Raw genomic sequence first — 25,253 nt, forward strand, 5'->3', positions numbered from 1 at the left:
CATGCAGCCGACCGTACAGCCACAAGCGTCGCCCGCCGATCGGGCGGCCATGGGTCCTGCCTACTTGATCTGGATAGCGGTCGGGCTGTTCGGCAGTCTGGCGCTGTTCGCCAGCCTGATCCTGGGTCTGCGCGTCACCGGCAACCTGCCGCCGCCGGCGTTCTCCAACAGCCTGTGCGCAGACGAAAAACTGGGGTTCATGCGTGAGCACCCGGTGCCGGCGCCCACCGTGCTGGTGATCGGCTCCTCGGTGGCCTGGCGTCACTTCGACGGGCAGACCGTGGCTGAACGAGCGCCCGGCGTGCGGCCACTCAATGGCGCGTTCTGTGGGCTGCACGCCAACCAGTCGGTGTACGTCGCCAACTGGCTGCTGGACCGCGAAACCACGGTCGAGCAGGTCCTGATGATCGTCGATCCGCTGGATTTCGCCGGATGCAGCACGGTTGCGACTGCGGTTTTCGATCGCCGCGACGCTGATGCCTATGTGTATGGACAAGGCTCGGCGTGGCTGCCCTACATGCGTTATTTCAGCCCCGGCTCGTTGCTGCGCAACGCCCGCACGGTCAAGGCCCAGCGGACCGGGCAGGTCGAGTTCGATCCACTGGTGTTCAACCGCTATGGCGACGGCCCGCTCGACACGCAGAATTCCCGGGATTTGCTCTACGGTCAGCCCGAACCGCTGGACCCGGCCTGCTTTGCGGCGCTGGACAGCCTGGCCCAGCGCTTGAAGCGTGAAGGGCGCCAGTTGACCGTGGTGGCGACGCCGTTGCATCCGCAGTGGAAAGCCGAACACGAAAGCCGCGGTCAGTTGCTGGCCGAGTTCGACAGCCGATTGCGCCAGACCCTGGCGCACAGCGGCGCGCAGTTCTGGAACGCCGACACTGACCATCGGATCAGCGAGGCGGCCTTCGTCGATGCCATCCACCTGCGCTGGAGTGCGGCCCAGGCACTGTCCGTGGATATTGCGGCGCGCTTGGCGCCGGCCTCGCAGATGGCTGTGGTACAGCGCCAGTAGCCTTCGCTGCCGGCGCTTCGAGCGGCATGCAGGTCGCTGAAAAAATCCTTGCACAACCCGCCGAAACGTTAAAAACCTGTCACGCTTCGGCGCTGCTAGTCTGCCCGTACGCACCCTACGGGCAATTGCATCATGAAGGCTTGGGTCATTTCCCTGATCGCGCTGGGCTGCAGCGCTGCGCTCGATGTCCAGGCGCTGGCGTTGACTGACCCCGAGCGCGCCTGGATACGCGACAACCCGGTGGTGGAGTACGCGGTCGATCCGTATTGGCCCATCGAGTATGTAGAAAATGGCCAGCACCGCGGCTTGACCCGCGATTACATCGATCACATTCAGCGCACCACTGGCCTGCGCCTGGTTCGAGTGCCCAGCGCCAACTGGCAGGCGACCCAGCAGGCCTTGGCCACGGGACGATTGATGCTGGCCTCGGTCGTGTCCGAGCGGTTGCTGGGCGCGCAGCCTCGCAGCCAGATGCTGTTGACCCAGCCGTATTTCTTTGGCGCAACGGTGGCCATCACCCGCGCCAGCACGCCGATGCTGTTCACTGCCAGCCGCCTGGCCGGGCAGACTGTGGCGGTCAAGGGCGGGGGTGGCTATGAAAACTACCTTCGCCAGCACCATCCCGATGTTCACCTGCTGTTGATTGCCGATGCCGAGCAGGCCCTGGCCGCCGTGGCCGAGCAGCGCGCCGATGTGGCGATCGGCCTGGATGCGGTGCTGCAACCCATGCTGCGCCGCAAATATGCCGGTCGCCTGCACTTGGCCGGGGTGGTGACGGACATGCCTGTGGTGCTGGCCATGGGCGTGTCACCCAGCGAGCCGCTGTTGCTGAGCATTGTCGACAAGGCGCTGCAGAGCCTGACGTCCAAGGCTACCGACGACATCTACGAGCGCTGGTTGGTGCAGACCGATTTCGGCGCACCGACCTGGCAGACCCTGGCCCAATACTACTGGCCGGAAATCGTCGCCGGTGTCCTGCTACTGCTGCTGCTCGGGACCCTGGCTCGCCGTGCCCGTTTGGCGCAACGCCGAGCGCAGCGCAGCGCGCGACGCATGGCGCGCTTTCTGGCCATGATCAGCCACGAGATCCGCACGCCGATGAACGCGGTGCTGTCAGCCATCGAATTGCTGTCGCGCAGTCGACTGGGTGCCCGCGAGCAGCAGTGGGTCGGCCTGGCCAACGATTCTGCCGTGAACCTGCTCGAGCTGCTCGACGATGTGCTGGAGATCACCCGCCTGGATGCGGGCGCCGTGCGACTGGACCCGCAGCCCACCGATCTCGTCGAATTGGGCCGCAGCGTCGCCGAACTGTATCGCCTGCAAGCACACCGCAAAGGACTGACCCTGGAGTACCGCGCACGAGGGCTGGATCATGGGTCAGTCAGGATCGACCGGCTGCGACTGCGCCAGATCCTGTCCAATCTGCTGTCCAACGCAGTGAAGTTCACCCACCAGGGTAGAGTCGGCCTGGCCCTGGATTGCAGAATGCTCGACAACGGCCCGGCCGCACAGCTCACCATCGAGGTCAGCGACAGCGGGGTCGGTATCGCACTAGAACGCCAGAACGAGATGTTCGATGCCTTCACCCAGGCCCACGACAGTACGGCCGAGCGCTACGGTGGCAGCGGACTGGGCCTGGCCATCTGCAAAGAGCTGGTGCAGCTCATGGGTGGCAGCATCGCGCTGCACAGCATCGTGGGCCGAGGTACCGAAATCACCTGCCGTCTGCCCGTGGTGCTGGAAGCGCTTGCACCGGTAGTGTCGCCAGCAGCGGCGCTGGCTTTGCAGGACGAGCCACTGGCGTTGCGCCAGACGGTGCTGGTTGTGGAAGACCACGTACTCAACCAACACGTCATCGCCCAGCAACTGGAGACGCTGGGCTACCCGAGCACCATGGCCGGGACCGGTGCACAGGCCCTGGCCGCCATCACCGAGCAGGACGACCTGGGCCTGGTATTACTGGATTGCCAACTGCCGGACATCGATGGCTACACCTTGGCTCGGCGGATCCGGCAACTGTCCGGAGCCAGTGCGCACCTGCCCATCGTCGCCATCTCCGGCGCCAGCGACCCCGAGCATCTACAGCGCTGCTACGCCAACGGTATGAACGACGTGCTGCTCAAGCCCTTGCAACTGGCAGCGCTGGCGCAGGTCTGTAACCAATTCCTCACCTTGCACGCGCAGCAGGCGGCGCTCACTGCGTCGACCCTCGATGCCGCGACGCAGCAGGCTCTCGATCAACTTCTACTTGCCTCCTGTCGGGACGATCTGCGCGACCTGACTCAGGCCCTGGAGAACCAGCAGCTACCAGCCGCCTTCGCTTTGGCGCACCGCATGCAGGGCGCTGCGCGCATGACTGGCGCCCTGAACCTGGCCGATGCGCTGCATCGGCTCCAGCAGCGCCTGGGATCAGGCCCGCTGCCGCCCGCAGGCTGGCAATCTTGGCTAGAGGAGGTGTACCAGGCGCTGGACGACCATGAGCGGTCGGCGCTGCGCTGAACGACTGGGCAACGAACGTGCAGTCAAGTTGAACCCGTATGGAACCACAGGGCTCAGAACAGACACTGTTTCCCAAGATACGCTTTCCAATCCCACGGGTGATGCATGATCGAAATCAACAGCTATACCACTGTCAAACGTCGACCACGGGTACCGCACGATGTCTTCGCTCATTACTGGCGCGATGTGCACGGCCCTCTGTGCGCGCGCCTTCCAGGGCTGGGCTTGTACATTCAGCACCATCTTTCCCGTGAGCAGGATGCCCACTTGTGGCCCCTGGCCGAGGGTATCCAGGAAATCAGCGACTACGAACTCGACGGCGGCGTGGAAATCGGCTTTCTGTCTGCAGCGGATCAAAAGCAGTTTCAGGACGCCAGCTCGCTGCTGTTCAGCGACGAGCAGAACATGTTCGAGGAAACCCTGGCCTATGATCTGCCCGAAGGTTCGATCAATCTGGTCAACCGCACCGGCGATGAAGTGATGAATGGCCTGGACCAGGCGGATCGCATTCATCTGCACCTGAGCCCGCGCGGCACCCTGGAAAGCCTTCACCAGTACCTGCGCGACGAGCTGGGCCCATTGCTGGCAGCCAGCGACGCGGTGCGCAAGGTGCGTCTGCACCTGTGCGCGCCGTTCAACAACGATGGCATGCATCCGCCGGCGCCGGATGTCGCCCACACCGCGACGCCGGTACGTGAGCAACTGGCCGTGCTGGAGATCGCATTCGTCAGTCCGCTGGCGCGTCGGAAGTTTTTCCAGAGCGACGAATTCCAGCAGTCGCAGGCAGCACAGGCACGGCATATCGCCCAACTCAAGGCTTTTGCGGTGTCCGGTGTGTATACCTATGTGTATGACGGCGAGATCACCACGGCTGGCCTGCGTGGCAGTCGCGCTGCCGAGCTGATCGACTACCTGGGCGCCAACAACCAGATCACCGCCGACATCAACGCCTTGTTCTCACCCGAGCGCAGCTGACCACTCGATTGGACTGGCGCGAGGGCGTGCGCCTGCACGCCCTTGGCCGATCCTTCAGCTCTGCTTGGGCGGCGTCCCGCGGAAATGATCCAGGCCCTGCACCGGTTCCAGCTTCACTGCCTGGCGAGTGCGTGCGCTTTCGTAGATCGCTTCCATCAGCTTGTGGTCCTGCACGCCTTCCTCCCCCGGCGTCCAGGGCTGCTGGTCGTGCAGCACGCATTGGGCCATGTGGTCCAGCTCCTGAGTGAACTGGTTCTTGGGCTGCAGGGTCAGGCGACCGTTGCGGGTGGCGTCACCGTCGCGCTCGATGATGGACAACTGCTGGCCTTGATAGAGAAACGCATTGGGCATGTCGACGCTGGCGCTTTCCAGATTCAGGCGCTGATACTTGTCGTCGCGCGCACCGTAGCTGGTGAGGCAGTTGGCGAAGGTGCCCGAGGGAAAGCGCAGGGTGAATTGAACGGTTTCCTCGACCTCTGCGTAACGTGGGTCGCCGGTCGGTGAGTACAGTTGGGCGAACACTTCGACCGGCTCTTCGCCGGTGATGAAGCGCGCGGTGTTCAGGCAATACAGACCGATGTCCGGCAGCGAACCGCCGCCGGCCATGTCCTTCTTGTGCCGCCACTGTCGCTCGCCGTCCTCGGCCACCGTCTGCGTGTTGGTCGCGGTGTAGGCGACCAGGCGACCGTGCTGCTTGTCCTGCACCAGCTTGCGCGCGCGCAGGTTGTAGGGTTCGTACTGAATTCGGTAGGCGACCATCAGCTTGACCTTGGCCTGACGGCAGGCTTCGACCATCGCCTGACCGTCCCTGGAAGACACCGACATCGGCTTTTCGGTCAGCACATGCTTGCCTGCGGCCGCTGCCCGCTCGCAGAACTGGCGGTGCATGGCATTGGGCAAGACGATGTACACCACCTTGATGTCCGGATTGTCGGCGATCCGCTCGAAATCCTCGTAGCTGTAGCAGGCCTCGGGCTTGATGCCGTACTGGGTCGCGACCGCCTTGAGCTTGTCCGGGGTACCGGACACCAGCGCCACCGGCTTGGCGTACAGCGATTCACCGAAGGCGGGAAGAATTTCCTCGAGGGACAGTCGACCCAGGCCGACGATGGCGAAGCCGACGCGCTGCTCAGGTGGCAATGGGCTAGCCGGTTGCGAGGAGGGCGTGTCGGCGGGACCGCGCCAAGGTGGAAAGGTCACGCTGCCGTTTTCGACCTTGCCCACGTCCACCACCGTAGGGGGCGTGAACCCCTCGGCCATGGCTTGAGGCGCGAGGGCCGCGGTGCCTGCCGCTGCAGCAAGCAGCTTGCACAGTGAGCGACGGTTGAGTTCGGGGGGGTTGAGTCCGGTGGGACGGTCGGGCGGGACGGAAGTCATGCAGCTTCTCCTTGAAGGCGACGGAACCGAGCGGTCGCTTGCGCACACGACCGCTACAGAACCGACCTTCGCGCCGCGGCTACGGTTTCCTCGCCTTGGGCGGGGACAGACCAACGGCGCCGGGCCTCAAGCCACGGGCTTTGGCTCCTGCACAGGCGCAGCGTCGTCCTTGTCGTTGATCAGCAACATGCTCTGCGGCGCCGACAGCGCCACGCCCATGGTGCGCAGGCGATCCAGAATGGTGAACAGCAGGTCGCTGCGCGTGCCGCCGACCGAACGCGGGCTGTTGACGAAACCGCTGACGCTGATCAGCAAGCCAGCGCTGGTCAGGTCCTTGAAGGTCACCGAAGGTGCCGGGTCGGCGAGTACCGCTTCATGCTCGGTGTAGGCGGTCATCAGCAGTTCGCGGATCTTCAGCACGTCGGTGTCCAGCGGCAGGGTGAGGGTGATGCCCACCACACCCAAGGCGTTGCCCATGGTCACGTTGCGCACGTTCTGGGTGATGAACTGCGAGTTGGGCACGATCACCGTGGAACGGTCGCCCATCTGGATCTCCGTGGCGCGGACATTGATGCGGCGAATGTCGCCTTCCACACCGGCCAGGCTGACCCAGTCGCCGACCTTGACGGGCCGCTCGGTCAGCAGGATCAGGCCGGAGATGAAGTTCTGCACGATCGCCTGCAGGCCGAAGCCGATACCCACCGACAGCGCACTGACCACCCAGGTCAGGTTGGTCAGGCTGATGCGCAGCGTCGACAGTACGCCGATCCCCAGCAGTACGAAGCCGATGTAGCCCACCAGCGTCACCAGCGAGGCGCGCATGCCGGCGTCCATGTTGGTTTCCGGCAGCAGGCGATCACCCAGCCAGTTCTTCAGGATGCGGATGCTCAGCAGTCCCCCGACCAGCAGCACCACGGCCAGGAGGATGTCGCCGGGAACGATATTCAGATCGCCAAGGGATTTGCTGCCCACGTCCAGGCGGGCGAAGCTGGCCAGCAGTTCGCTGGGGTTCGAGCCGGATGGCATGAAGGCCAGGATCAGCGCAATGCACAGCAGCAAGGTCCGGCCGATACCGGCGAGCAGGGTGCTGGCCTGGGCCTGATGGCGTGGCGACAGCCCGAGCATGGCGCCCAGGGCCTGACCGCCCGCTTGCTTGGGCGACAGCAGGGTTTCGCAGATGTCGACGAAGAACACGGTCAGCAGGTACGCGGTGGACGTTACCAGGCCGATCCACAGCAGCTTCACGGTCAGCACGTAGGCCAGGGTCAGATAGCCGCTGAGCAACCCCAGCAGGATGATGCCGACCCAGACTGCGAGAATGAACGGGATCAGTCCGACGAAGCCTGCGGTGCGCTCCAGCGCCAGGCGGCGCCGGGTCCGGCGCACGCGCACCAGGCCGTAGACGAAGATCAGCGCGACCAGCAGCGCGGTCAGGCCGTTCACCGCGACCGACAGCGCAAGGCTGCTGGCGATCACGCTGTTGATGCGCTCGAACGTGCCGGTCACCATCAAAGACAGCGCCAGCACGGCCGGCAGACCACCGATGGCGGTAGCCACCGGGTCAGGAATGTTGGGCAGACGCCACGACGGGTTGGGCAGCATCAGCAGGGCGCGGCCCATGCCCACCAGAAACGCGCAGAACAGGATCAGCGTCTGCACCTGATCGATCAGGTTGAGCACATTGGCGCTGGGCTGGGAGTGGCTGACGATGCCCCACTGCAGCAGCGAGGTCGCGGCGCTGATGGTCAGCACCGTGGTCAATCCGGTGGCCAGGGCCAGGGTACTGCGGCGCAACCGACCTTCGGGAAACCAGCGGATCATGGCCCGCACGAGCAACCGTTCGATCAGGCGTCGGGCCACCACCCACACCAGCAGGGCTGAAAGCACGATCATCACGAAGGTCCCGCGCGAGCCGGGCGCCATGGCGGTGTCGAAGACTTGCCTGACGTCCTGCCACAAGCCGCCGAGCTTCCGCACGTCCTCTTCGGTGGGCCGAATCAGGCTGGACCAGAAGGCTGAACTCAATGGGCTGGCCGAGCGCGTGCTGATCTGGGTGTCGAGCAGGTTGCGGCGCAGGTTGAGGATCTGCGCAGCCAGGTCGCTGGCCGAGGTGCTCAAGGCAGTGGTGTCGGTCTGGTCGGTGGTCAGCGCTTTTTTCTGGTTGACCAGGGTCCGACGCTGCGCGGTCAGGGTCTGCGGCTCGTCGGGCTGGGCGGCGCCGAGCACGTTGAGCTGGTCGTCCAGATGGCCCATGTCCACGCTCTGGCGGGCGAGCAGGGCTTCGGCCTGACGCTGCACCTGCAGGGCGGCCTGGCGCAGACTGGCGAGCAGGTCGTCATTGGCGGCGGTGGACACTTTCTGCCGGATCTGGTCGAGCTGGTCACTGAGCTGCGCCGGCGTGGCCAGGACTTCGACTGGCGCGCTGTCGGTGCTGGCCGCGGGGGCCGGCGCGGGTTCGGCAAGGGCGGGCACGCTGGCCCATAGGCACAAGGCCAGCAAGCCCATACACCAACGATTGATCATGGATTGCCGCATCTTTCGATTCTCTTTGAGCGGAGGTCCGCACGCGCGGAGCTCGGAAACGTGAAAACACCGATTGCCCTTGCCTGACCACCGAGGATGGACACGCAAGGGCCGGGGGAGGTTACAACATGTGAATGAGATTGAGGCCCCCGTTTTGCGCGAATTCGACTGCACCGGTCGTCGGATTCATCAAACCGTCACAAAAGCTGTGCACAGTTCCGTTGCCCTTTATCTCAGTGAGTTTCTTAGATGAAAAGTTTGATGAAGTCTGCCGCGCTCGCCGTTGCCGTTTCGCTCAGCGCCAGCTCCATGGCCTTCGCTGCTGAAAGCGTCCGGCTGACCGGCTCCGGCGCCAGCTTTCCCGCCCCGATCTACCTCACCTGGTTCAAGGACTTCAGCAAGAAATCCGATGGCGTGACCGTCGACTACCAGTCCAAGGGGAGCGGTGCGGGCGTACAGGACTTTTTGAACAAGACCGTCGATTTCGCCGCCAGCGACTCGGCCATGAAAGATGAAGACATCGCCAAGGTCGCCGAAGGCGCGCAGCTGCTGCCGATGACTGCAGGCGAGATCGTTCTGGCCTACAACCTGCCGGGCAGCCCCAAGGGCCTGAAACTGCCGCGCGACGTCTACTCCAACATCTTCCTGGGCAAGATCACCAAGTGGAACGATCCGCAGATCGTGGCCGCCAACCCGGACCTGAAACTCACCGACATGCCGATCACCGTGGTCGTGCGTGCCGACTCCAGCGGCACCACCGCGGTGTTCACCAAGCACCTGGCGACCATCAACCCGGCATTCAAGGCTGACCTGGGCGAGGGCAACACTGTCAACTGGCCTGCCAGCGACAAGTTCATCAAATCGCCCAAGAACGATGGCGTGACCGCCACCGTGCGCCAGACTCCGGGTGCGATCGGCTACATCGAATACGGCTTCGCCAAGCTGGCCAAGGTCGACTTCGCCGTGCTGCAGAACAAGGCCGGCAAGTACGTGGTACCGAACGCCGAGAGCGGCGCCGAGGCCTTGGCCGCGGTGAAGATGCCGGAAAACCTGGTGGCCTGGCTGCCGGACCCCGAGGGCGAGAAGTCCTACCCGATCACCACCTACACCTGGATGATCTTCCGCAAGGACAACGGTAACCCGGCAAAAGCCAAGGCCATGCGCGACATGATCGAGTACAGCCTGACCGAAGGTCAGAAGATCGCCGACTCGATGGGCTACATCCCGCTGCCGCCGTCGGTTGTCGAGCAGGTTCGCAAAGCCAGCGCCAACATTCAGTGACAGACGCGGGACCTCGCTCGGCAACGGCTTGACGGCCCTGCCGGCGAGGTCTTCTTCCACACCCCGGAACTTATCGATGAACAGCCCTTTCGTTGTACCGGATAATCCGAACTCAGCCTGCCAGCCGCCTTCGACGAAGGACTTTCTGGTCGACCGCACGTTTCGTGCGCTTGCGCGCGTCGGTGTGGTACTGATTCTGGCCGTGGTATTTGCCCTGATTTTCGAAGTAGGGCGCAAGGCACTGCCCGGCATGGAAAAACATGGCTTCGACGTGCTGTTCGGCAGCGTGTGGGACGTCAACCAGGGCAAGTACGGCATTCTGCCGGCCATCTGGGGTACGCTCTACAGCGCCTTCATCGCACTGGTCATCGCCGGTATCTTCGGCATCAGCATGGCGATCTTCCTGACCCAGGATTTCCTTCCAACCAAGCTGGCTTCCGTGTTCCGTACCATCGTCGAGCTCCTCGCTGCCATTCCCAGCGTGGTCTACGGCCTGTGGGGCATCTATGTGGTGATCCCGGCCATTCGTCCGCTGACCACCTGGCTGCACACCGAACTGAGCTGGATCCCCTTTTTCGGCACATCGCTGAGCGGACCGGGCCTGCTGCCTGCCGCGCTGGTGCTGGCCATCATGATTCTACCGACCATCGCTGCCGTGTCTCAGGACGCCCTGACCGCCGTGCCGATGAAAACCAAGCAAGCGGCCTATGGCATGGGCACCACCCACTGGGAAGCGATCCTCAAGGTCATGGTGCCGTCTGCCGCGACGGGCATTTTCGGCTCGCTGGTGCTGGGCCTGGGCCGGGCCCTGGGTGAAACCATGGCCTTGGCGATGCTCGTGGGTAACGCCAACAACATCTCGCTGTCGCTGTTCGCTCCGGCCAACACGCTGGCGGCGCTGCTGGCGCTGAACTTCCCGGAAGCCGGACCGGGCGAGATCGAAGTGCTGATGTACGCAGCCCTGGTGCTGATGCTGATCACCCTGATCGTCAACGTCATCGGCTCCATGCTCATGGTCTACGCACAACGGGGGACTAAATGATGAACAGCCTGAGCACGCCCACCGCCGCCTTGCCCAGTCTGCAACGCAAGTTCGAAGGCCGCGCCCTGCGCAGCCTGGTGCTGACGACCCTGGTCTGGGCGGGCGCGCTGATTGCCAGCGTGCCGCTGCTGTCGGTGCTGTACATGCTGATCACCCGCGGTGGGGCGCGTTTGAGCCTCGAGGTGTTCACCGAACTGCCACCCACCGGTTTCGAGACCGGCGGCGGCTTCGGCAACGCCATGGCCGGTACCTTCGTGATGGTCGGCATCGCTGCGGCGATCGCCGTGCCGGTCGGCATCATGGCGGCGGTGTTTCTGGCCGAACTGGGTCCGGACAGCAAGCTGGCCAACGCCGCGCGCTTCGCGGCGAAAATGCTCACCGGGCTGCCGTCGATCCTGGCCGGGGTATTCGCCTATGCGCTGGTGGTGATGACCACCGGTACCTATTCGGCCCCTGCGGGCGGTGTGGCCCTGGCGGTGCTGATGCTGCCGATCGTGGTGCTGACCGCCGAAGAGTCGATGAAGATGGTGCCCAAGGTGATGAAAGACGCCGCCTATGGCATGGGCTGCACGCGCTCCCAGGTGATCTGGAAGATCATTCTGCCCACCGGCATGCCAGCGATTCTTACCGGGGTCATGCTCGCCGTGGCACGCGCCGCCGGGGAAACCGCGCCGCTGTTGTTCACCGCGCTGTTCAGCAACTACTGGATCTACCACGACGGCAGCCTGGCGGTCATGAACCCCACCGCGTCGCTGGCCGTACTGATCTACAACTTTTCCGGCATGCCCTTCGACAACCAGTTGGAGCTCGCCTGGGCGGCCTCCCTCGTGTTGGTGATGATCGTGCTGTTTGTGAACATTGTCAGTCGTGTTTTCGGCAAGCCCAAGTTCTGAGAATGGGAGCACCTATATTGTGAGTGTACTATCCGTGCAAAAAGCCGTCCCGTTCGCGACCCAGGCACCTGTGGTCATGGACTGCAAGCTCGACAAGATTTTCTACGGCAACTTCATGGCCGTGCGTGACAGCCACGTGCCCATCGAGAAGAACAAGATCACCGGCTTCATCGGCCCCTCGGGCTGTGGCAAGAGCACCGTGCTGCGCAGTTTGAACCGCATGAACGACCTGGTGAAAGGCTTTCGCTTCGAAGGCCACGTGCACTTCCTGGGTCAGGACGTGTACGGCAAGGGCGTGGACCCGGTGGTGGTGCGCCGTTACATCGGCATGGTGTTCCAGCAGCCCAACCCGTTTTCCATGAGCATCTTCGACAACGTCGCCTTCGGCCTGCGGCTGAACCGCTACAAGGGCGACCTGGGCGATCGGGTCAAGCACGCGCTGCAGGGTGCCGCGCTGTGGGACGAGGTCAAGGACAAGCTCAAGGTCAGCGGCCTGTCGCTGTCCGGTGGCCAGCAACAGCGTTTGTGCATCGCCCGCGCCATTGCCACCGAGCCCGAAGTGCTGCTGCTCGACGAGCCGTGTTCGGCGCTCGATCCGATCGCCACGCGCCGGGTCGAGGAACTGATGGTGGAGCTCAAGAAGGATTACACCATCGCCCTGGTCACCCACAACATGCAGCAGGCTATCCGCGTCGCCGACACGACCGCGTTTTTCTCGGTGGACATCTCCCAGGGCACGCGCACCGGATACCTGGTTGAAATGGGCCCGACCGCGCAGATATTCGAGAACCCGCGCGAACAGATGACCGGTGATTACATCAGCGGCAAGTTCAGCTGACCGATGGCAGGAAGCCCTCGTTTTGCCTCACTCCTCAAGGATTCAGGATCATTCATGTCGGTAACCCGTCGTCTTGATTTGGCCGCGATCGAACGAGCCCTGCGTGAAGTGCAGGGCCGCTTCGCCGAGCTCAGCAAGCACTTCACCGAGCAGCGTGATCCGTTGACCGACGAGGTGGTGGAGAACGTCCTGGCCGGCTACGCCCTGGTCGACGACTACGTGGCGCAGGGGGTGGACCTGTTCGATCTGCAACAGGTCAACCTCATGCTGGAGATCAACGCCACCGTGCTCTGCGGGCGTGATCCGGCACGCCGCGTCGAGTTCGCCCAGCACCTGGCCGCCACGGAAGAGCATTTCTTCAACAACACCGAAGGCGGCATCAAGGACCTCTACAACTGGTACTGCACCTACCGCAGCGAGTCGGTCTGGAAACGTGCGGCAGGCGTGTACGTGCGCATTCTGAGCAAGCCGCAGCTGTTCATCGAAGGCAACAACCGTACCGGCTCGCTGATCGTCAGCTACCTGCTGATCCGCGCAGGGCTACCACCTTTCGTGCTCTCGGTGGATAATGCGCCGGGCTATTTCAACCCCTCGTCGGTGATCCGCAATTCCGCCAAGCATGGCGTCAAGGCGCTTTACGAATTGCCCAAGATCAAGAAGAAGTACGCCGCCTTTCTCGAAGAGCAGGCGCCGGACCCGAAAAAGTTCTTCCTCACTCACAAGCAGCTGGCGCTGCATGAGGGCAGGGGACGATGAATCCGACACTCGACAAACGTGGCTCAAACCGATGTGGCAAGCGATCACAGGTCTTATTCCGATGAATCCGTTCAACCGTCCGCGCGTGCGTATTTCATTCGACATCGACGACACCCTGGCATGCCTGCCCCATCACAGTGAAGCCGAGCGCAGCTGGCTGCCGGGCTTCGTTCACCGCTGGCTGGGTGAGCCACTGCGCATCGGCACCCGCTCGTTGACCCGTGAACTGCGCCGTCAGGGCTGCAGCATCTGGGTGTACACCTCGTCGGGCCGCACGCCGGCCTACATCAAGCGCTGGCTGCTGCTGCACGGCATTCGGGTGGATGGCGTGGTCAACAGCGAGGTCCACAGCCGGGCCCTGGCCAGCCATGGCATGAGCCTGTCGCCCTCGAAGTTTCCACCGGCCTTCGATATCGACCTGCACGTCGACGACTCCGAAGGCGTGGAAAGCGAGGGCCACGAGCACGGTTTTCGCGTGGTCGTGGTCCGTCCCGATGACGAACGCTGGACGCACCGCGTGCTGGATGCGGTGGCTGTGGTGCAGGCGCAACTGACGCGTCAGCAGCAGCCTGTACGCCAAGCCCAGCCGGTCCGCCAGCGCGTCCAGGTCTATACCTGAAGCCCTAGGCTAGCCCTTCACCGATGATTCCTGCGGCCCGTATAGACGGGTCGCGGCGAAGGCCTGCGGGTCCGCCGCCTGATACTTCCTCATGCGCCGCCACAGGGTCGTGGTGCTGATCTGCAACAGCCGCGCCGCCTGTTCGCGGTTGCCTCGCACGCTCTGCAACGTGTCGAGCAGCACCTGCTGCTCGCTGCGGGCGATTCCAGGGGTGGCCGGGGCGATCGGGGGCAAGTCTTCCAGTGCTTCTTCCACCCAGGCGCCGCTCATGTCGCGGCCCTGGCTCATGACCGCCAGACGTTCGACGATATTGCCCAGCTGTCGAATGTTGCCCGGCCATTCGTGGGCGCTCAGCCGCGCCAGCAGCTGCGGCCCAGGGGGCGCAGCGGGGATGCCTGAGCTGGCCAGCAGGTGGGTGACCAGTTCCGGAATGTCCTGACGGCGTTCGCGCAGGGCAGGCAATTGCAGTTTGAGCACGCAGATGCGGTAGAAGAAGTCCTCGCGAAACAACCCCTGGGCGACCAACTGCGGTAGGCGTTTGTTGCTGGCGGTGATGATGCGAATGTCCACCGGCGTGACCTTGTCGTCGCCGATTCGCACCACCTTGCGCTCCTGCAGCGTGCGCAGCAGTTTGAGCTGGATTTCCGCCGATGTTTCGCTGATCTCGTCGAGAAAGATCGTGCCGGTGTGAGCCAGCTCGAACACACCGGCCTTGCCCTCGGCCAGGGCACCGGTGAAAGCGCCTTTTACATAGCCGAACAGCTCGCTCTCCAGCACGCCAGGCGCGAAGGCTGCGCAGTTGATCGCCACGAACGGACCGTGGCGGCGTTTCGAGGCGTTGTGAATGCTCTGGGCGAACAGCTCTTTGCCGGTTCCGGTTTCGCCTTCGATCATCACCGTGCTGTCCACCGCAGCGAAGGTCTGCGCCAGCCGCTTGGCCTTGGCCAGTGCCGGACTGCTACCGATGATCGAAGCGAAGGTGTTCTCGGCCACATGCTGGCGCGCAAGTTGCCGGCGCATTTTCTGCTCGATGGCTTTGATTTCAGTCTGCTTCTGCAGGGTTGCGACGGCGCCGATCACCTGTTGGCCCAAAGTGATCGGCGCGATGCTCAGGGTCAGCGACAGGCGCCCCAGATTGATGAGGGCGCCACGCACCGCCTCGCCCTTGTCCAGCACCCGGGCGAAGTAATCCTGGGGCAGCAGACCGGCCACCTTGTCGCCACAGCCTACGGCTCCCAGGTACTGGGTGGCGACATTGTTCATGTTGGTAATGACCCCATCGCTGTCGATGCTGAAAATGCCTTCGGACACGCAATCGAGGATGGAGCGGATCATTTCGTAGCGGCCCTGCAGTTCCAGCCGCTTGTGCAGACGCTCCTGCTCGATGCGCAGCAGGTGCAGGGCTTCGTCGATGGCATCGACGGCGGCGTCGGCATCGGCCTCGGACATCACGTAGCGCAGGCCGCGCGCCCTGACGGCCGGCTCCAGCGACAGACCGCCGATGGCCACTTCGATGCCTTCGGCCTGCAGACGGTCGAGTTGCAGGTCGGTGCTCTGGGCGCTGCCGAACGGGTCGATCGAGCAGATGGTCACCGCCGGCATGAAGGGCCGGGCCTTTTCCAGGATGGCGGCGTAACCGTCCGAGGTGGCCAGGAAGGCGATCCGCTGCGACACCTTCAGCGCCTGGTGGTAGGCATTGATGCAATCGAAAAAGGTATGACGCACCTCCACGATCGGCACCTGGAAGCGCTCGCGCAGCACGCTGGCGGTCTTGCCGCGGCTGATCAGCACACTGGCGCCCGCATCGAGCGCCTGTTGCGCCATCAGTACCGCCTGGTGCTGCGCGGCCTCCACCACGGCCACGGTCAGGCCGCGTCGTTCCAATACCTGGTTCATCACGGCAGTAAGGGTGGTGGAGGGGGAGATGACGGCCAGTTTGCCCTGCATGGGAGGCGCCCTTCTTGTTGGAGTTGTCATGGATCGATGGCACGCATTGCACGTTAGGGGCTGATGAAAGCTTTTGCAATCAACTGAAATGACTCAGCAGGTGAATGGACTGCAGTCCTGTATTTTTGCCGAACTCAACTCTCTGATTTTGTTCGATAAAAACTCAATCAGCGAACTTTGGCACATGCCTTGCTCCCACTCCTTCAATAACAATACAAAGAAGGAATGCACGGATGAAACTGGTCTTCATCGGGTTTGGCGAGGCCGCCTACCACCTGGCCACCGGTCTGCACACCCAAGCCGATCTGCAAGTCGGCGCCTACGATGCCCACGCAGACGATCCCCAACGCGGCGCGGCGATCCGCCAGCGCGCCGAGCACACCCGAGTCACGCTCTTCGACTCTCTGGAAAACGCCTGTCAAGGCGCCCGCTTCATCTTCTGTCTGACCAGTGCCAGCAGCGCCCTGGCAGTGGCCGAGCGCATCCTGCCGCTGCTCGTTGCCGGGCAAACCTACGTCGACATGAACTCGGCCGCGCCCACCGTCAAGCAGGCCATCGACGCATTGCCCAGGGCCGAAGGCGTGGCGTTCTGCGACGCCGCGGTCATGGGCACGGTGCCTGGCAACAATCACCGCGTGCCCATGTTGCTGGCAGGTGAGGGCGCATCGGTTTTTGCCGAAGCGTTCACGCCCTACGGCATGCGCCTGACCGTGCTCGACGCCGAGGCGGGCGCTGCGTCGGCGATCAAGATGCTCAAAAGCGTGGTGATGAAAGGCCTGCCGCAACTGCTGATCGAAGCCTTTCAGGCGGGGGAAAAGTTCGGCGTGCTCGACACCCTGGTCGAGTCGCTGGGCGAATCCCTCGATGGCAAGACCGTCGAGCAACTGGCCAACACCTTTACCGCCCGCACCCTGATCCACGCCAAGCGCCGTAGCGCCGAAATGGACGACGTGGTCGCCACCCTCGAAGACGCCGGGGTCGACGCCACCATGTCCCGGGCCAGCCATCGCCAGCTGGAAAAGCTCGCCGCCACCGACTGGCACACGCAACTGGGCGAGAACGGCAGCGAGCTGGACTACCGCGCCGCCATTCGCCACCTGGTCAACCATCGCTGAGGACAACCCCATGAATACCGAACACTATCTGCCCCTGCCTGAACGGATCCCCCAAGACCTGCTCGACCGATTTCGCAAGCTCAGTCCCGCCCAGTTGTGCGATGGCATGGCCAAGCTGGGCATCGCCCGCAACGGCGCCATGGACGCCGACCTGATGCCGCTCGACGAGCGCAAGGTCATGCTCGGCACCGCGTACACCGTCGACACCGAAGACGGCGACAACTTTCCGATTCACGTGGCCGTGTATCAGGGACAACCGGGCTATGTGCTGGTGGTCGCCGGCAAGGGCTATCCGGGGCGGGCCTACATCGGCGACCTGATGGCCGGCGCTGCGCAGGCCGTCGGGCTCACCGGGCTGGTCATCGATGGCTGCGTGCGCGACAAGGTGCCGCTCGCCGAGCTGGACATCCCCGTCTACGCCAAAGGCTTCATGCAGCGCAGTCCGGGCAAGCAGGGGCCCGGCAAGATCAACACCACCGTGACCTGCGCCGGTGTCGAGGTGGCAGCGGGCGATCTGGTGTTCGGCGACTACGACGGCGTCACCGTAGTGCCGCGGGCACGCCTGCTGGAAGTGCTCGAAGCATCGGAAAAGAAGAGCGCTTACGAAGAGCAGCGCCGTGAAGTGATCGACCACTACGTGCGCTGCCGCGATGGCGGCGAGCCGCTGCCCGAGCTGGCACCCGACTGGGTCACCCAATTGCTGCAGGGCCGCTGAAGGCCGACAGGCTCGGCGGCCGAGGCCGGGCCTGCGTAATAGACGCTGCTTCTCACGATAAAAATAATAGGTGGAGACGTTCGGATGCTGACCATTCTGGGCTATACGTTGATCACGTCGTTCCTGCTGCTGGTGATCAGGCAGAAACTTTCGCCCTTCACTGGCTTGATCGTCGTCTCACTGGCGGTCGGGGTGCTGGTGTGCCTGCTCAGCGGTGTGCCGCTGGAGATGATCATCAAGTGGATCAGGGAGGGCCTGTTCTATTCCCAGGGCGCAGACGGCAAGGTCTCTCTGGGCACCGTGAACCCGACGGTGATGATTCTGTTCGCCGTACTGTATTTCAGCCTGATGATGAACGTGGGGCTGTTCGACCCGCTGTGCACGTACCTGATCCGCAAGGCCAACGGCGACCCGCTGAAGATCATCCTGGTGACGGCATTCACCTCCTCGGTGGTGACCCTGGACGGTGACGGCACCACCACCATCCTGATCATTACCACCGCGTTCCTACCGCTGTACAAGCAGATGGGCATGAAGCTGTCCAACCTGGCCATGCTGATCATCCTGCCGTGCGGGCTGGGCAACTGCCTGCCCTGGGGCGGTCCGCTGGCACGGGCGGCGGCGGTGCTGAACCTTGAGGTCAACACGCTGTTCGTGGCGATCCTGCCGATTCTGGGGGTGTCGTTCATCTACGTGTTCGGCATGGCATACCTGATGGGCATCAAGGAGCGCAAGCGCCTGGGCTTCGTTGCCGGTGAAAAGGTCATTGTCACCGCCGAGCAGATCGCCGACATGGTCACGGTCATCGAAGACCACGACAAGGAACTGAAGCGGCCCAAGCTGTTTCTGTTCAACCTGGCACTGACGGTGGTCATGCTGGTGATCCTCATCGCCGGCTGGGCCAGTGGCGCGGTGGTGTTCATGCTGGGCACGGCACTGGCACTGACCGTCAACTACACCGCAGTGGAGCAGCGCGAGCGCATCACCGCCAACGGCGGCGATGCAGTGGCGGTGGCATCGATCATTCTGGCGGCGGGCTGCTTCCTCGGCATCTTCAACGGCAGCGGCATGGCCGGCGCGGTGGCCGAGCACATGGCCAGCCTGATTCCCGAATCGATGGGCAGCCACACGGCGCTGATCTTCGCCTTCCTCGGCGCGCTGGCCTGCTACGCATTGCCGGTGGATGCGTACTATTTCGGCATCCTGCCAGTGGTCGCGCCGATCGCGTACAGCTTTGGCATCACCCCCACCGAAATCGGCGTTGCTTCGTTCATGGGCCAGGCGCTGCGCTACGCCAGCCCCACCGTGGCCTGGCTGTTCCTGCTGATGAACCGCACCGAGATGACCTTCGGTGAATACCAGAAGGAGTTCTTCAAGTGGTCGCTGCCGATGTTCGGGATCTTTCTGGTCACGGCAATCGTGACCGGCGAACTGCCGATCGGTTGAGGGCGGTGCTTGGCGCTCATCGTGCCTGCGGTGAATTCCGATCAAACGGCCGAGGGGCACGCCGGTCTATCCCTGTACAGCGAGTGCGGGGATACCCCCTGCGCCATCGTCGAGGGCAACACATGAACCCTGTGTTCGATCAGGTCGCTTTCCTGGGTTTCGACGTATTCGGTACCGTCGTCGACTGGCGTACCAGCGTGGCACGGGAGGTGGAACCCTTTCTGGCGCGTCATGCCATTTCAGTCGATCCGTTGCAGTTCGCCAGCGATTGGCGCGGGCTGTATCAGCCCTCGATGGAGGAGGTGAGGTCGGGGCGGCGGCAATACGTGACATTGGATGTGCTCAACCGCGAGAACCTGGACACGGTGCTAACGCGACATGGCGTGGACCTGGCCGCTATCCCGGGCCAGCAGCGCGACGAGCTGACCAGGGCATGGGAACGCCTCGACCCGTGGCCCGACTCCGTGGCCGGGCTCACCCGACTCAAGCGCAGGTTCGCCATCGGCGCGCTGTCCAACGGGCACATTGCCGGGATGCTCAACCTGGCCCGATATGCCGGTCTGCCTTGGGACGTGATTGGCGGTGCAGAACTGAGCCGCTCCTACAAGCCGCAGGCGGTGACCTATCAACGGACCATCGCCGCCGTGGGGCGTTTGCCTGAGGAAACCGCGATGGTCGCCGCGCACAACGACGATCTGGTCGCGGCCCGGGAAAACGGCATGCGCACGGTATTCGTCTGCCGGCCCACCGAGTACGGAGCCCAGCAGACCAAGGATCTGGCTCCGACCCAGGCGTGGGACATCGTCGTCAGCTCATTGACTGAAGCGGCCGACGCGCTGGGGTGCTGAATTCATGGATTACCAAGCGAGGACTTGTCGATGATCGATCATCTGGACCACATCGTACTTACCACCACCGATCTGCCCGCCTGCCAGCACTTCTATGTCGAAGTGCTGGGCATGCAACTGGAAACCTTCGGCGAAAGTCGCCAAGCGTTTCGGTTCGGCCATCAGAAGATCAACGTGCACGTGCGCGGCCATGAATTCGAACCCAAGGCACATCTGCCGGTTCCGGGTGCACTGGACCTGTGTTTCATTGTCAGTTGCACCCTGGAGCAGGTGATGGATCGTCTGGGAGCGCATGCGTGGCCCATCCTCGAAGGCCCAATCAACCGTACCGGGGCCACGGGCCCTATCCGTTCGGTGTACGTGCGCGACCCTGATCTGAACCTCATCGAACTATCCGAATATGTAGCGGACTGAGATTCGATAGTTTCAAATACCGACCGTAGTAGTCATCGGCCGTGTAGGGTTTGGCGCGATCAACGTCAACGCGCCAAGAGCTGTTCGACTTCTTCACGATTGGGTGCATAAGCGCCGGCATTGGCGCAGGACACCGAAGCACATGCCGCAGAGAAGGCCAGGCGCGCCTGCGCCGCTTCGATGCCCAACAGGCCCGAAGCCAGCCAGCCTGCCATGCTCGCGTCGCCGGCACCCACGGTGTCGGCCACCTCGACGGCGATGGCGGCCTGCTCGACCTTGCTGCCCAGGGTGAATAACACCATGCCATCGGCGCCACGGGTGAACAGTACCTGAGCGTTCGCGTTCATCTCGCGCAGCTGCTGCAGGGCCTGTTCTTCGCTCAAACCGGGATAGATCTGACGCAAGTCTTCATCCGACAGCTTGATGATGTCCGCCAGTTCCACCATGGCCGGAAAGGTTACCTCGCGGTAACGGCTGTCCATCAGGTTGCGCCAGTTGGGGTCGTAGCTGATCAGCTTGCCGTGTCGCTTCACCTGCCGAGCCACTTCCACCAGCCTGTCACCCAGTGGCTGGCGCGCCAGGCTGATGCAGCTGAAATGGCAGAGTTGCGCAGCTTCCAGCCAGCCCGCTGGCAAAAGCTGAACGTCAAAATGCAGATCGGCCTCGCCGGCGAAAAAATAACGGGGAGGGTGGCTGGAGGGCACGATCGCCACCAACGGATCGGCGTCGATACGCTGCAGGAAACGCATGTCCAGGCCTGCGGCTTCGGACTGCCTGAACAGCTCATCCCCCAGCGAATCGGTACTGATCGAACCGGCGAACGCCGTCGAGACCCCAAGGCGACTCATGGCCCGCGCCACGTTCCACGGCGCGCCACCCGGATAGCCCTGCCAGCGCCCGGGTGCATGTTGGACCAGGTCGGTGAGTGCTTCACCAAACACCACGACTGCGGGCAGTTGCCTGTTCATCCAGCTTCCTCTTGTTATGTGGGGCACCGCTCGAATGGATCGAACGTGGAGCCGGGCAACACCGCCGCAGGCATCCGCAAAGTTTCGGCAACATACTCTGAAAGGCCGGGGCGCTGGTAGCCTGGTTCTTGCACCGTGCTGATACTTTTTTGCCAATCACCGCATTGCCTGCATGCTCATGCCAAAGGGCGACTGCGTTTACCGCTTTCTGCACCCACGGCAAAGAATCTACAAAAACCTATACAGTTTTCCAGTTCTGTGACGATACAGATGGCGAGATGCCATGGATCAGGCCCGCCACCTGTATAGAGCTCTATTCATGCCTGTCCTGTTTCCTTTGCGCCGCGATCGGCGCGCCTTGCAACAATTGCTGTCCGCCCTCACTCAGGGTACCGAACCTCAGCTGCAAGGGTGTGCCGCCGCCCCGGCAGTCAATCGCGCCCTGGACGCTGTCAATCAATCCCGCAGCCACGCCGAAACACGGATTGCCGCCCTCGAAGCGGAACTCGAAACCGCCCGCGAACTGTTGCGCGAAACCGAACAGGCGGCCCGTGCCCACGAGGTCAGATTCGACCTGGTCAACTGCGCCTCCAGCGAAGGCTTGTGGGACATGGAGGTCGTGGCCGGCGACCCGGTCAATCCCAACAATCGCTTCTGGTGGTCGCAGCAGTTGCGCAACCTGCTGGGTTTCAACGACGAGCGTGATTTCCCGAACGTGCTGGCCAGTTGGGCAGATCGCCTGCATCCGCAGGACAAGCAAGCGACGCTGGATGCCTTCGCACGTCACCTCAACGACAAATCAGGCCACACGCCATACAAGGTCAAGAATCGCCTGGCGATGAAAGACGGCAGCTACCGCTGGTTCTACGCTCAGGGCGAGACCCTGCGCGATGTCCAGGGCCAACCTGTGCGGGTCGCCGGCTCGTTGCGCGACATTCACGATGAGCTGCAACGGGACCACGAGCACGAAGTCATCATCACGCGGTTCGAACTGGCTCGCGAGATGCTGTCCGATGGCCTCTGGGACATGGAAGTGATCGCTGGGGATCCGGTCAACCCGAAGAATCCCTTCTGGTGGTCGACGCAATTTCGCAGGCTGCTGGGCTTCGAAACCGTCGAAGAGTTCCCCGATGTACTCGATAGCTGGGCCTCCAGACTGCACCCGGAGGACAAGGAACGCAGCCTGGCCGCTTTCGGCAGCCACCTGAACGATCGCTCGGGCAAGACGCCGTTCGACATCGAGTACCGACTGAAAATGAAAACTGGCGAGTATCGCTGGTTCCGCGCTCGCGGCCAGACCCGTCGAGACGCGCAGGGCGCACCCCTGCGCGTGGTCGGCGCGCTGGTGGACGTCAATTTGCTGCACGAGCAGCAGGCGTTGCGCGAAGCGGAGGTGGAGCACCAGCGCACCCTGGAAGATAACATCGCGCAGCTGTCGCAGATCGTGTCCACCATCCAGAGCATCGCCAACCAGACCAACCTGCTGGCGCTGAACGCGGCCATCGAAGCAGCGCGCGCGGGCGAAGCCGGGCGCGGGTTCGCCGTGGTCGCGGACGAGGTGCGCAAGCTGGCGACGCGGACGACCGAGGCGACCGAGCAGGCGGCCGGGATGATTTCGCGGTAAAACCTCGTGGCCGGGCGCCTATGCAAGGCGCCCGAGACGAATTCAGATTGATAACATCATGACAGGTGGGCGGTTTGGCTGTCTGACCTTCCTGATTTTCTTAGTGATCACTGCGCCGAATACACCTTGATCTGCGATCTACCCGCGCGCTTGGCCTGGTACAGCGCCTCATCCGCATGGCGCAGCAGCGTGTGCACGTCCTCGCCCGCTTCGGGGAAGAACGCGATGCCTATCGATGAGGTGGTGTGGATTTCCTGGCCCTTCACGTTCCACCGATGGCTCAGGGATTCGCACAGGCGGCTGGCAACCTGAAGCGCCTGTTCCTGATCGGTGTGCGGTAGAAACGCAACGAACTCGTCGCCACCAATGCGCCCGAACAGATCGCCTCCGCGCAGGCAGAGGCGAGTGCGTCGGGCGAAAGCGATCAGTAACTCGTCGCCGAGTTCGTGACCCCGCTGGTCGTTGATCAGCTTGAAGCGATCCAGGTCCATGTAGATGAGTGCCGAAGGCAGTGGGGCGCTGGCAGGCGTCGTGGGTTGAGCCAATGCATGGGCGATCAGGTCGAGAATCCCCCTGCGGTTGGATATACCGGTCAAGGCATCCAGGTGGGCGAGGTTCTTGAAGCGTTCCTCGCTGGCTTGCAGGGCCTTCTCGGCAAGCTTGCGTTCGGTGATGTTGCGGCTGACGATCAGCAGCCGATAGCGCGTGCCGTCGGCATTGAAGGAGGGCGTCTTGATGACCTCCCAGGTATTGATGCGGTTATCCTGACCCATGAAGGATTTTTCGACGATCGTTGCGCGGCGGTTGCGCCAAGCCAACTCGTCCGTCTCGACGTTGCGCGCGAAACCCTCGGCAAACTTCGGCTGCAAGGTGAGCAGTTCGGCATCGGTGATACCGACGTAGTCGAAGCTGCTCATTTCGTAGGCGGCCAGGGCCGTCTTGTTGCAGAACAGCCATCGTCCGGCGCCGTCCTTGACGACGATGAACTCCTGAATGGCATTGAGGAGGGACAGAAAATCTACGTGATCGGCATTCGGAGGCATGGTGGGGTGTTACCAGCGGGGCAGGGTAGCTTGATGAAAGGGTATCGGCTGCGGCTATGGGGTCTGAAGACCGGTTGTCGAGGGATAGCCTCAGACTTCGGCCAGCAATTGCGCCAGTCGAGCATGCTCCCAGGTGCTCAACAGTTCGATAGGATCGGTGCCGTAACGCTGGGCCGAGTCGAAAGCGTACAGTCGGCCTTCAGGACTCTGGCAACGCTCGCAGTGGAAGCGAGCATCGTCATGCTGATGGAAGGTAATGAGCCACCCATCGGCGCCGACCGTCAGCGTTGGGTCGTGGGTATTGGCCCAGCACGCTTCGCCCAGACGGTATAACGTGCGATTCCCCAAGGCGATGTCTCGAAGCAACTGGCAGGTTTCGCGGGCGGTGAGAGGAGTTACGGACACCAGAAGGCTGCCACTGGAAAAAAGAAGGGCATATTACAGGACTTTGGCGTATTGAACGGCTCATCACATCGAGAAAGACAGCATGCCGATTCACTATTCAAGAAAGCTGACCGGCAGAGACCGCAGCAAGGCTGGCAACACGCAATTGGGATGTATCCTCGCGTTCGTTGCCGGAGCCATCAACGCAGGTGGCTTTCTGGCCGTGCAGCAATACACGTCGCATATGACCGGTATCGTGTCGGCGATGGCCGATCATCTCGCTCTGGGTGCTTACGAGGTGGCCCTGGCAGGCATCGGAGCATTGTTTTCGTTTCTCGTTGGGGCGGCATGCTCAGCCATCATGGTGAACTTCGCTCGTCGCCATGACCTGCACAGCGAATATGCGTTGCCGCTTCTGGTAGAAGCCGTATTGCTGCTGTGCTTTGGCCTGCTGGGTGCTCGGCTCGCGGGGGTCGACGGCCTGTTCGTTTCCCTGACGGTGATGCTGCTGTGTTTCATCATGGGGCTGCAAAACGCGCTCATCACCAAACTCTCTGGAGCGGAGATACGCACGACTCATATCACTGGCATCGTGACCGATATCGGTATCGAGATAGGGAAGTTGCTGTATTGGAACGGCCCCAGTCCAATCAATCCGTTGAAGGTGTCGGCAAACCTGCCGCGCCTGATGACCTTGACTTCGCTCCTGGGTTTTTTCTTTCTGGGGGGGCTGATCGGGGCGCTGGGGTTCAAGACTATTGGCTATGTTGCAACGGTTCCGCTGGCGTTGACGCTGATGTTGCTGGTTCTGGTGCCTGTTGCCGACGACCTGAATCGGTTTGCGAGAAACCGACACAAATAAAGCACGCCATTAAGGGATGAGCGCGGCACATGACACGTCAATCGGTTAGCAGTAATAACATCATGGCAG

General features: G+C 62.8%; 21 protein-coding genes and 2 pseudogenes. 17 read left to right on the forward strand and 6 right to left on the reverse strand.

The window, feature by feature from the left end:
* Position 1 precedes the first annotated feature (1 nt).
* From BLV18_RS09675 to BLV18_RS09685, 3 genes are all read left to right on the forward strand, one after another.
* On the forward strand, positions 2-1,015 hold the full coding sequence (locus tag BLV18_RS09675) for a hypothetical protein (RefSeq protein ID WP_090358075.1): 1,014 nt from the start codon (positions 2-4) through the stop codon (positions 1,013-1,015).
* 132 nt (positions 1,016-1,147) lie between these two features.
* Positions 1,148-3,514 carry an ATP-binding protein gene (locus BLV18_RS09680; RefSeq protein WP_090358076.1) on the forward strand — a complete coding sequence of 789 codons (2,367 nt, stop codon included), beginning with the start codon at positions 1,148-1,150 and terminating at the stop codon, positions 3,512-3,514.
* 105 nt (positions 3,515-3,619) lie between these two features.
* Positions 3,620-4,489: an EthD domain-containing protein gene (locus BLV18_RS09685; protein WP_090358078.1), complete on the forward strand. Its 870-nt coding sequence runs from the start codon at positions 3,620-3,622 to the stop codon at positions 4,487-4,489.
* Positions 4,490-4,543: 54 nt separating this feature from the next.
* On the opposite strand, the gene BLV18_RS09690 is transcribed toward BLV18_RS09685, so the two are convergent.
* Together BLV18_RS09690 and BLV18_RS09695 are read right to left on the reverse strand one after the other, a co-directional pair.
* On the reverse strand, positions 4,544-5,866 hold the full coding sequence (locus BLV18_RS09690) for a Gfo/Idh/MocA family protein (RefSeq protein ID WP_208598851.1): 1,323 nt from the start codon (positions 5,864-5,866) through the stop codon (positions 4,544-4,546).
* 126 nt (positions 5,867-5,992) lie between these two features.
* On the reverse strand, positions 5,993-8,401 hold the full coding sequence (locus tag BLV18_RS09695; RefSeq protein ID WP_090358080.1) for a DUF3772 domain-containing protein: 2,409 nt from the start codon (positions 8,399-8,401) through the stop codon (positions 5,993-5,995).
* A 237-nt stretch (positions 8,402-8,638) separates the two neighbouring features.
* Between BLV18_RS09695 and pstS the strand changes: the two genes are divergently transcribed.
* The 6 genes from pstS to BLV18_RS09725 all read left to right on the forward strand — a co-directional run bounded on the left by pstS (position 8,639) and on the right by BLV18_RS09725 (position 13,818).
* Positions 8,639-9,670, forward strand: coding sequence for a phosphate ABC transporter substrate-binding protein PstS (gene pstS / locus BLV18_RS09700; RefSeq protein ID WP_056842600.1), 1,032 nt, complete (start codon positions 8,639-8,641; stop codon positions 9,668-9,670).
* A gap of 76 nt (positions 9,671-9,746) precedes the next feature.
* Positions 9,747-10,712: a phosphate ABC transporter permease subunit PstC gene (gene pstC, locus BLV18_RS09705; protein ID WP_090358082.1), complete on the forward strand. Its 966-nt coding sequence runs from the start codon at positions 9,747-9,749 to the stop codon at positions 10,710-10,712.
* Positions 10,712-11,605, forward strand: coding sequence for a phosphate ABC transporter permease PstA (gene pstA / locus BLV18_RS09710; protein WP_049859738.1), 894 nt, complete (start codon positions 10,712-10,714; stop codon positions 11,603-11,605). The genes pstC and pstA overlap by 1 nt, the downstream gene beginning before the upstream one ends.
* A gap of 76 nt (positions 11,606-11,681) precedes the next feature.
* A complete protein-coding gene (pstB, locus tag BLV18_RS09715; RefSeq protein ID WP_010210300.1) occupies positions 11,682-12,443 on the forward strand; it encodes a phosphate ABC transporter ATP-binding protein PstB in 762 nt (253 codons plus the stop codon).
* Between the two features lie 54 nt (positions 12,444-12,497).
* On the forward strand, positions 12,498-13,199 hold the full coding sequence (locus tag BLV18_RS09720) for a hypothetical protein (RefSeq protein ID WP_049859737.1): 702 nt from the start codon (positions 12,498-12,500) through the stop codon (positions 13,197-13,199).
* A gap of 61 nt (positions 13,200-13,260) precedes the next feature.
* A complete protein-coding gene (locus BLV18_RS09725) occupies positions 13,261-13,818 on the forward strand; it encodes an HAD family hydrolase (RefSeq protein WP_244156834.1) in 558 nt (185 codons plus the stop codon).
* 9 nt (positions 13,819-13,827) lie between these two features.
* On the opposite strand, the gene BLV18_RS09730 is transcribed toward BLV18_RS09725, so the two are convergent.
* On the reverse strand, positions 13,828-15,765 hold the full coding sequence (locus tag BLV18_RS09730) for a sigma 54-interacting transcriptional regulator (protein ID WP_090358086.1): 1,938 nt from the start codon (positions 15,763-15,765) through the stop codon (positions 13,828-13,830).
* Positions 15,766-15,998: 233 nt separating this feature from the next.
* Here BLV18_RS09730 and BLV18_RS09735 point away from each other — a divergent pair, with 233 nt between their 5' ends.
* The 5 genes from BLV18_RS09735 to BLV18_RS09755 all read left to right on the forward strand — a co-directional run bounded on the left by BLV18_RS09735 (position 15,999) and on the right by BLV18_RS09755 (position 20,303).
* Positions 15,999-16,880, forward strand: a complete 882-nt coding sequence (locus BLV18_RS09735; protein WP_090358088.1) for a DUF1932 domain-containing protein — start codon at positions 15,999-16,001, stop codon at positions 16,878-16,880.
* 10 nt (positions 16,881-16,890) lie between these two features.
* Positions 16,891-17,595, forward strand: coding sequence for an RraA family protein (locus tag BLV18_RS09740; protein WP_090358090.1), 705 nt, complete (start codon positions 16,891-16,893; stop codon positions 17,593-17,595).
* An 84-nt stretch (positions 17,596-17,679) separates the two neighbouring features.
* Positions 17,680-19,041 (forward strand): CitMHS family transporter, encoded by a 1,362-nt coding sequence (locus BLV18_RS09745; protein WP_090358092.1) that lies wholly within the window; start codon positions 17,680-17,682, stop codon positions 19,039-19,041.
* Between the two features lie 122 nt (positions 19,042-19,163).
* A complete protein-coding gene (locus tag BLV18_RS09750; protein ID WP_090358094.1) occupies positions 19,164-19,889 on the forward strand; it encodes a haloacid dehalogenase type II in 726 nt (241 codons plus the stop codon).
* Positions 19,890-19,919: 30 nt separating this feature from the next.
* On the forward strand, positions 19,920-20,303 hold the full coding sequence (locus BLV18_RS09755) for a VOC family protein (protein ID WP_090358097.1): 384 nt from the start codon (positions 19,920-19,922) through the stop codon (positions 20,301-20,303).
* Positions 20,304-20,368: 65 nt separating this feature from the next.
* Here the strand turns inward: BLV18_RS09755 and BLV18_RS09760 are convergent, their stop codons facing one another.
* Positions 20,369-21,271 carry a carbohydrate kinase family protein gene (locus BLV18_RS09760; RefSeq protein WP_090358099.1) on the reverse strand — a complete coding sequence of 301 codons (903 nt, stop codon included), beginning with the start codon at positions 21,269-21,271 and terminating at the stop codon, positions 20,369-20,371.
* A 610-nt stretch (positions 21,272-21,881) separates the two neighbouring features.
* Here BLV18_RS09760 and BLV18_RS22775 point away from each other — a divergent pair.
* Both BLV18_RS22775 and BLV18_RS22780 read left to right on the forward strand, forming a co-directional pair.
* A pseudogene (locus tag BLV18_RS22775) lies at positions 21,882-22,601 on the forward strand (PAS domain-containing protein); the annotation flags it as partial.
* A 63-nt stretch (positions 22,602-22,664) separates the two neighbouring features.
* Positions 22,665-22,889: pseudogene (locus BLV18_RS22780) on the forward strand (methyl-accepting chemotaxis protein); the annotation flags it as partial.
* A 113-nt stretch (positions 22,890-23,002) separates the two neighbouring features.
* Here the strand turns inward: BLV18_RS22780 and BLV18_RS09770 are convergent.
* Positions 23,003-23,938 carry a sensor domain-containing diguanylate cyclase gene (locus tag BLV18_RS09770; RefSeq protein ID WP_090358104.1) on the reverse strand — a complete coding sequence of 312 codons (936 nt, stop codon included), beginning with the start codon at positions 23,936-23,938 and terminating at the stop codon, positions 23,003-23,005.
* Positions 23,939-24,028: 90 nt separating this feature from the next.
* A complete protein-coding gene (locus BLV18_RS09775; RefSeq protein WP_090358106.1) occupies positions 24,029-24,343 on the reverse strand; it encodes a DUF7693 family protein in 315 nt (104 codons plus the stop codon).
* Between the two features lie 82 nt (positions 24,344-24,425).
* Here BLV18_RS09775 and BLV18_RS09780 point away from each other — a divergent pair, with 82 nt between their 5' ends.
* Positions 24,426-25,184: a YoaK family protein gene (locus tag BLV18_RS09780; RefSeq protein ID WP_090358108.1), complete on the forward strand. Its 759-nt coding sequence runs from the start codon at positions 24,426-24,428 to the stop codon at positions 25,182-25,184.
* The last annotated feature ends 69 nt before the right edge of the window (positions 25,185-25,253 follow it).

It is taken from the genome of Pseudomonas coleopterorum (assembly GCF_900105555.1).
Classification (GTDB): domain Bacteria; phylum Pseudomonadota; class Gammaproteobacteria; order Pseudomonadales; family Pseudomonadaceae; genus Aquipseudomonas; species Aquipseudomonas coleopterorum.

Coding starts and splice junctions, on each gene's coding strand:
- BLV18_RS09720 (WP_049859737.1), top strand. CDS start 12,498: ATGTCGGTAACCCGTCGTCTTGATTTGGCCGCGATCGAACGAGCCCTG.
- BLV18_RS09725 (WP_244156834.1), top strand. CDS start 13,261: ATGAATCCGTTCAACCGTCCGCGCGTGCGTATTTCATTCGACATCGAC.
- pstC (WP_090358082.1), top strand. CDS start 9,747: ATGAACAGCCCTTTCGTTGTACCGGATAATCCGAACTCAGCCTGCCAG.
- BLV18_RS09745 (WP_090358092.1), top strand. CDS start 17,680: ATGCTGACCATTCTGGGCTATACGTTGATCACGTCGTTCCTGCTGCTG.
- BLV18_RS09780 (WP_090358108.1), top strand. CDS start 24,426: ATGCCGATTCACTATTCAAGAAAGCTGACCGGCAGAGACCGCAGCAAG.
- BLV18_RS09675 (WP_090358075.1), top strand. CDS start 2: ATGCAGCCGACCGTACAGCCACAAGCGTCGCCCGCCGATCGGGCGGCC.
- BLV18_RS09770 (WP_090358104.1), bottom strand. CDS start 23,938: ATGCCTCCGAATGCCGATCACGTAGATTTTCTGTCCCTCCTCAATGCC.
- BLV18_RS09685 (WP_090358078.1), top strand. CDS start 3,620: ATGATCGAAATCAACAGCTATACCACTGTCAAACGTCGACCACGGGTA.
- pstA (WP_049859738.1), top strand. CDS start 10,712: ATGAACAGCCTGAGCACGCCCACCGCCGCCTTGCCCAGTCTGCAACGC.
- BLV18_RS09695 (WP_090358080.1), bottom strand. CDS start 8,401: ATGCGGCAATCCATGATCAATCGTTGGTGTATGGGCTTGCTGGCCTTG.
- BLV18_RS09755 (WP_090358097.1), top strand. CDS start 19,920: ATGATCGATCATCTGGACCACATCGTACTTACCACCACCGATCTGCCC.
- BLV18_RS09760 (WP_090358099.1), bottom strand. CDS start 21,271: ATGAACAGGCAACTGCCCGCAGTCGTGGTGTTTGGTGAAGCACTCACC.
- pstB (WP_010210300.1), top strand. CDS start 11,682: ATGGACTGCAAGCTCGACAAGATTTTCTACGGCAACTTCATGGCCGTG.
- BLV18_RS09730 (WP_090358086.1), bottom strand. CDS start 15,765: ATGCAGGGCAAACTGGCCGTCATCTCCCCCTCCACCACCCTTACTGCC.
- pstS (WP_056842600.1), top strand. CDS start 8,639: ATGAAAAGTTTGATGAAGTCTGCCGCGCTCGCCGTTGCCGTTTCGCTC.
- BLV18_RS09750 (WP_090358094.1), top strand. CDS start 19,164: ATGAACCCTGTGTTCGATCAGGTCGCTTTCCTGGGTTTCGACGTATTC.
- BLV18_RS09680 (WP_090358076.1), top strand. CDS start 1,148: ATGAAGGCTTGGGTCATTTCCCTGATCGCGCTGGGCTGCAGCGCTGCG.
- BLV18_RS09740 (WP_090358090.1), top strand. CDS start 16,891: ATGAATACCGAACACTATCTGCCCCTGCCTGAACGGATCCCCCAAGAC.
- BLV18_RS09690 (WP_208598851.1), bottom strand. CDS start 5,866: ATGACTTCCGTCCCGCCCGACCGTCCCACCGGACTCAACCCCCCCGAA.
- BLV18_RS09735 (WP_090358088.1), top strand. CDS start 15,999: ATGAAACTGGTCTTCATCGGGTTTGGCGAGGCCGCCTACCACCTGGCC.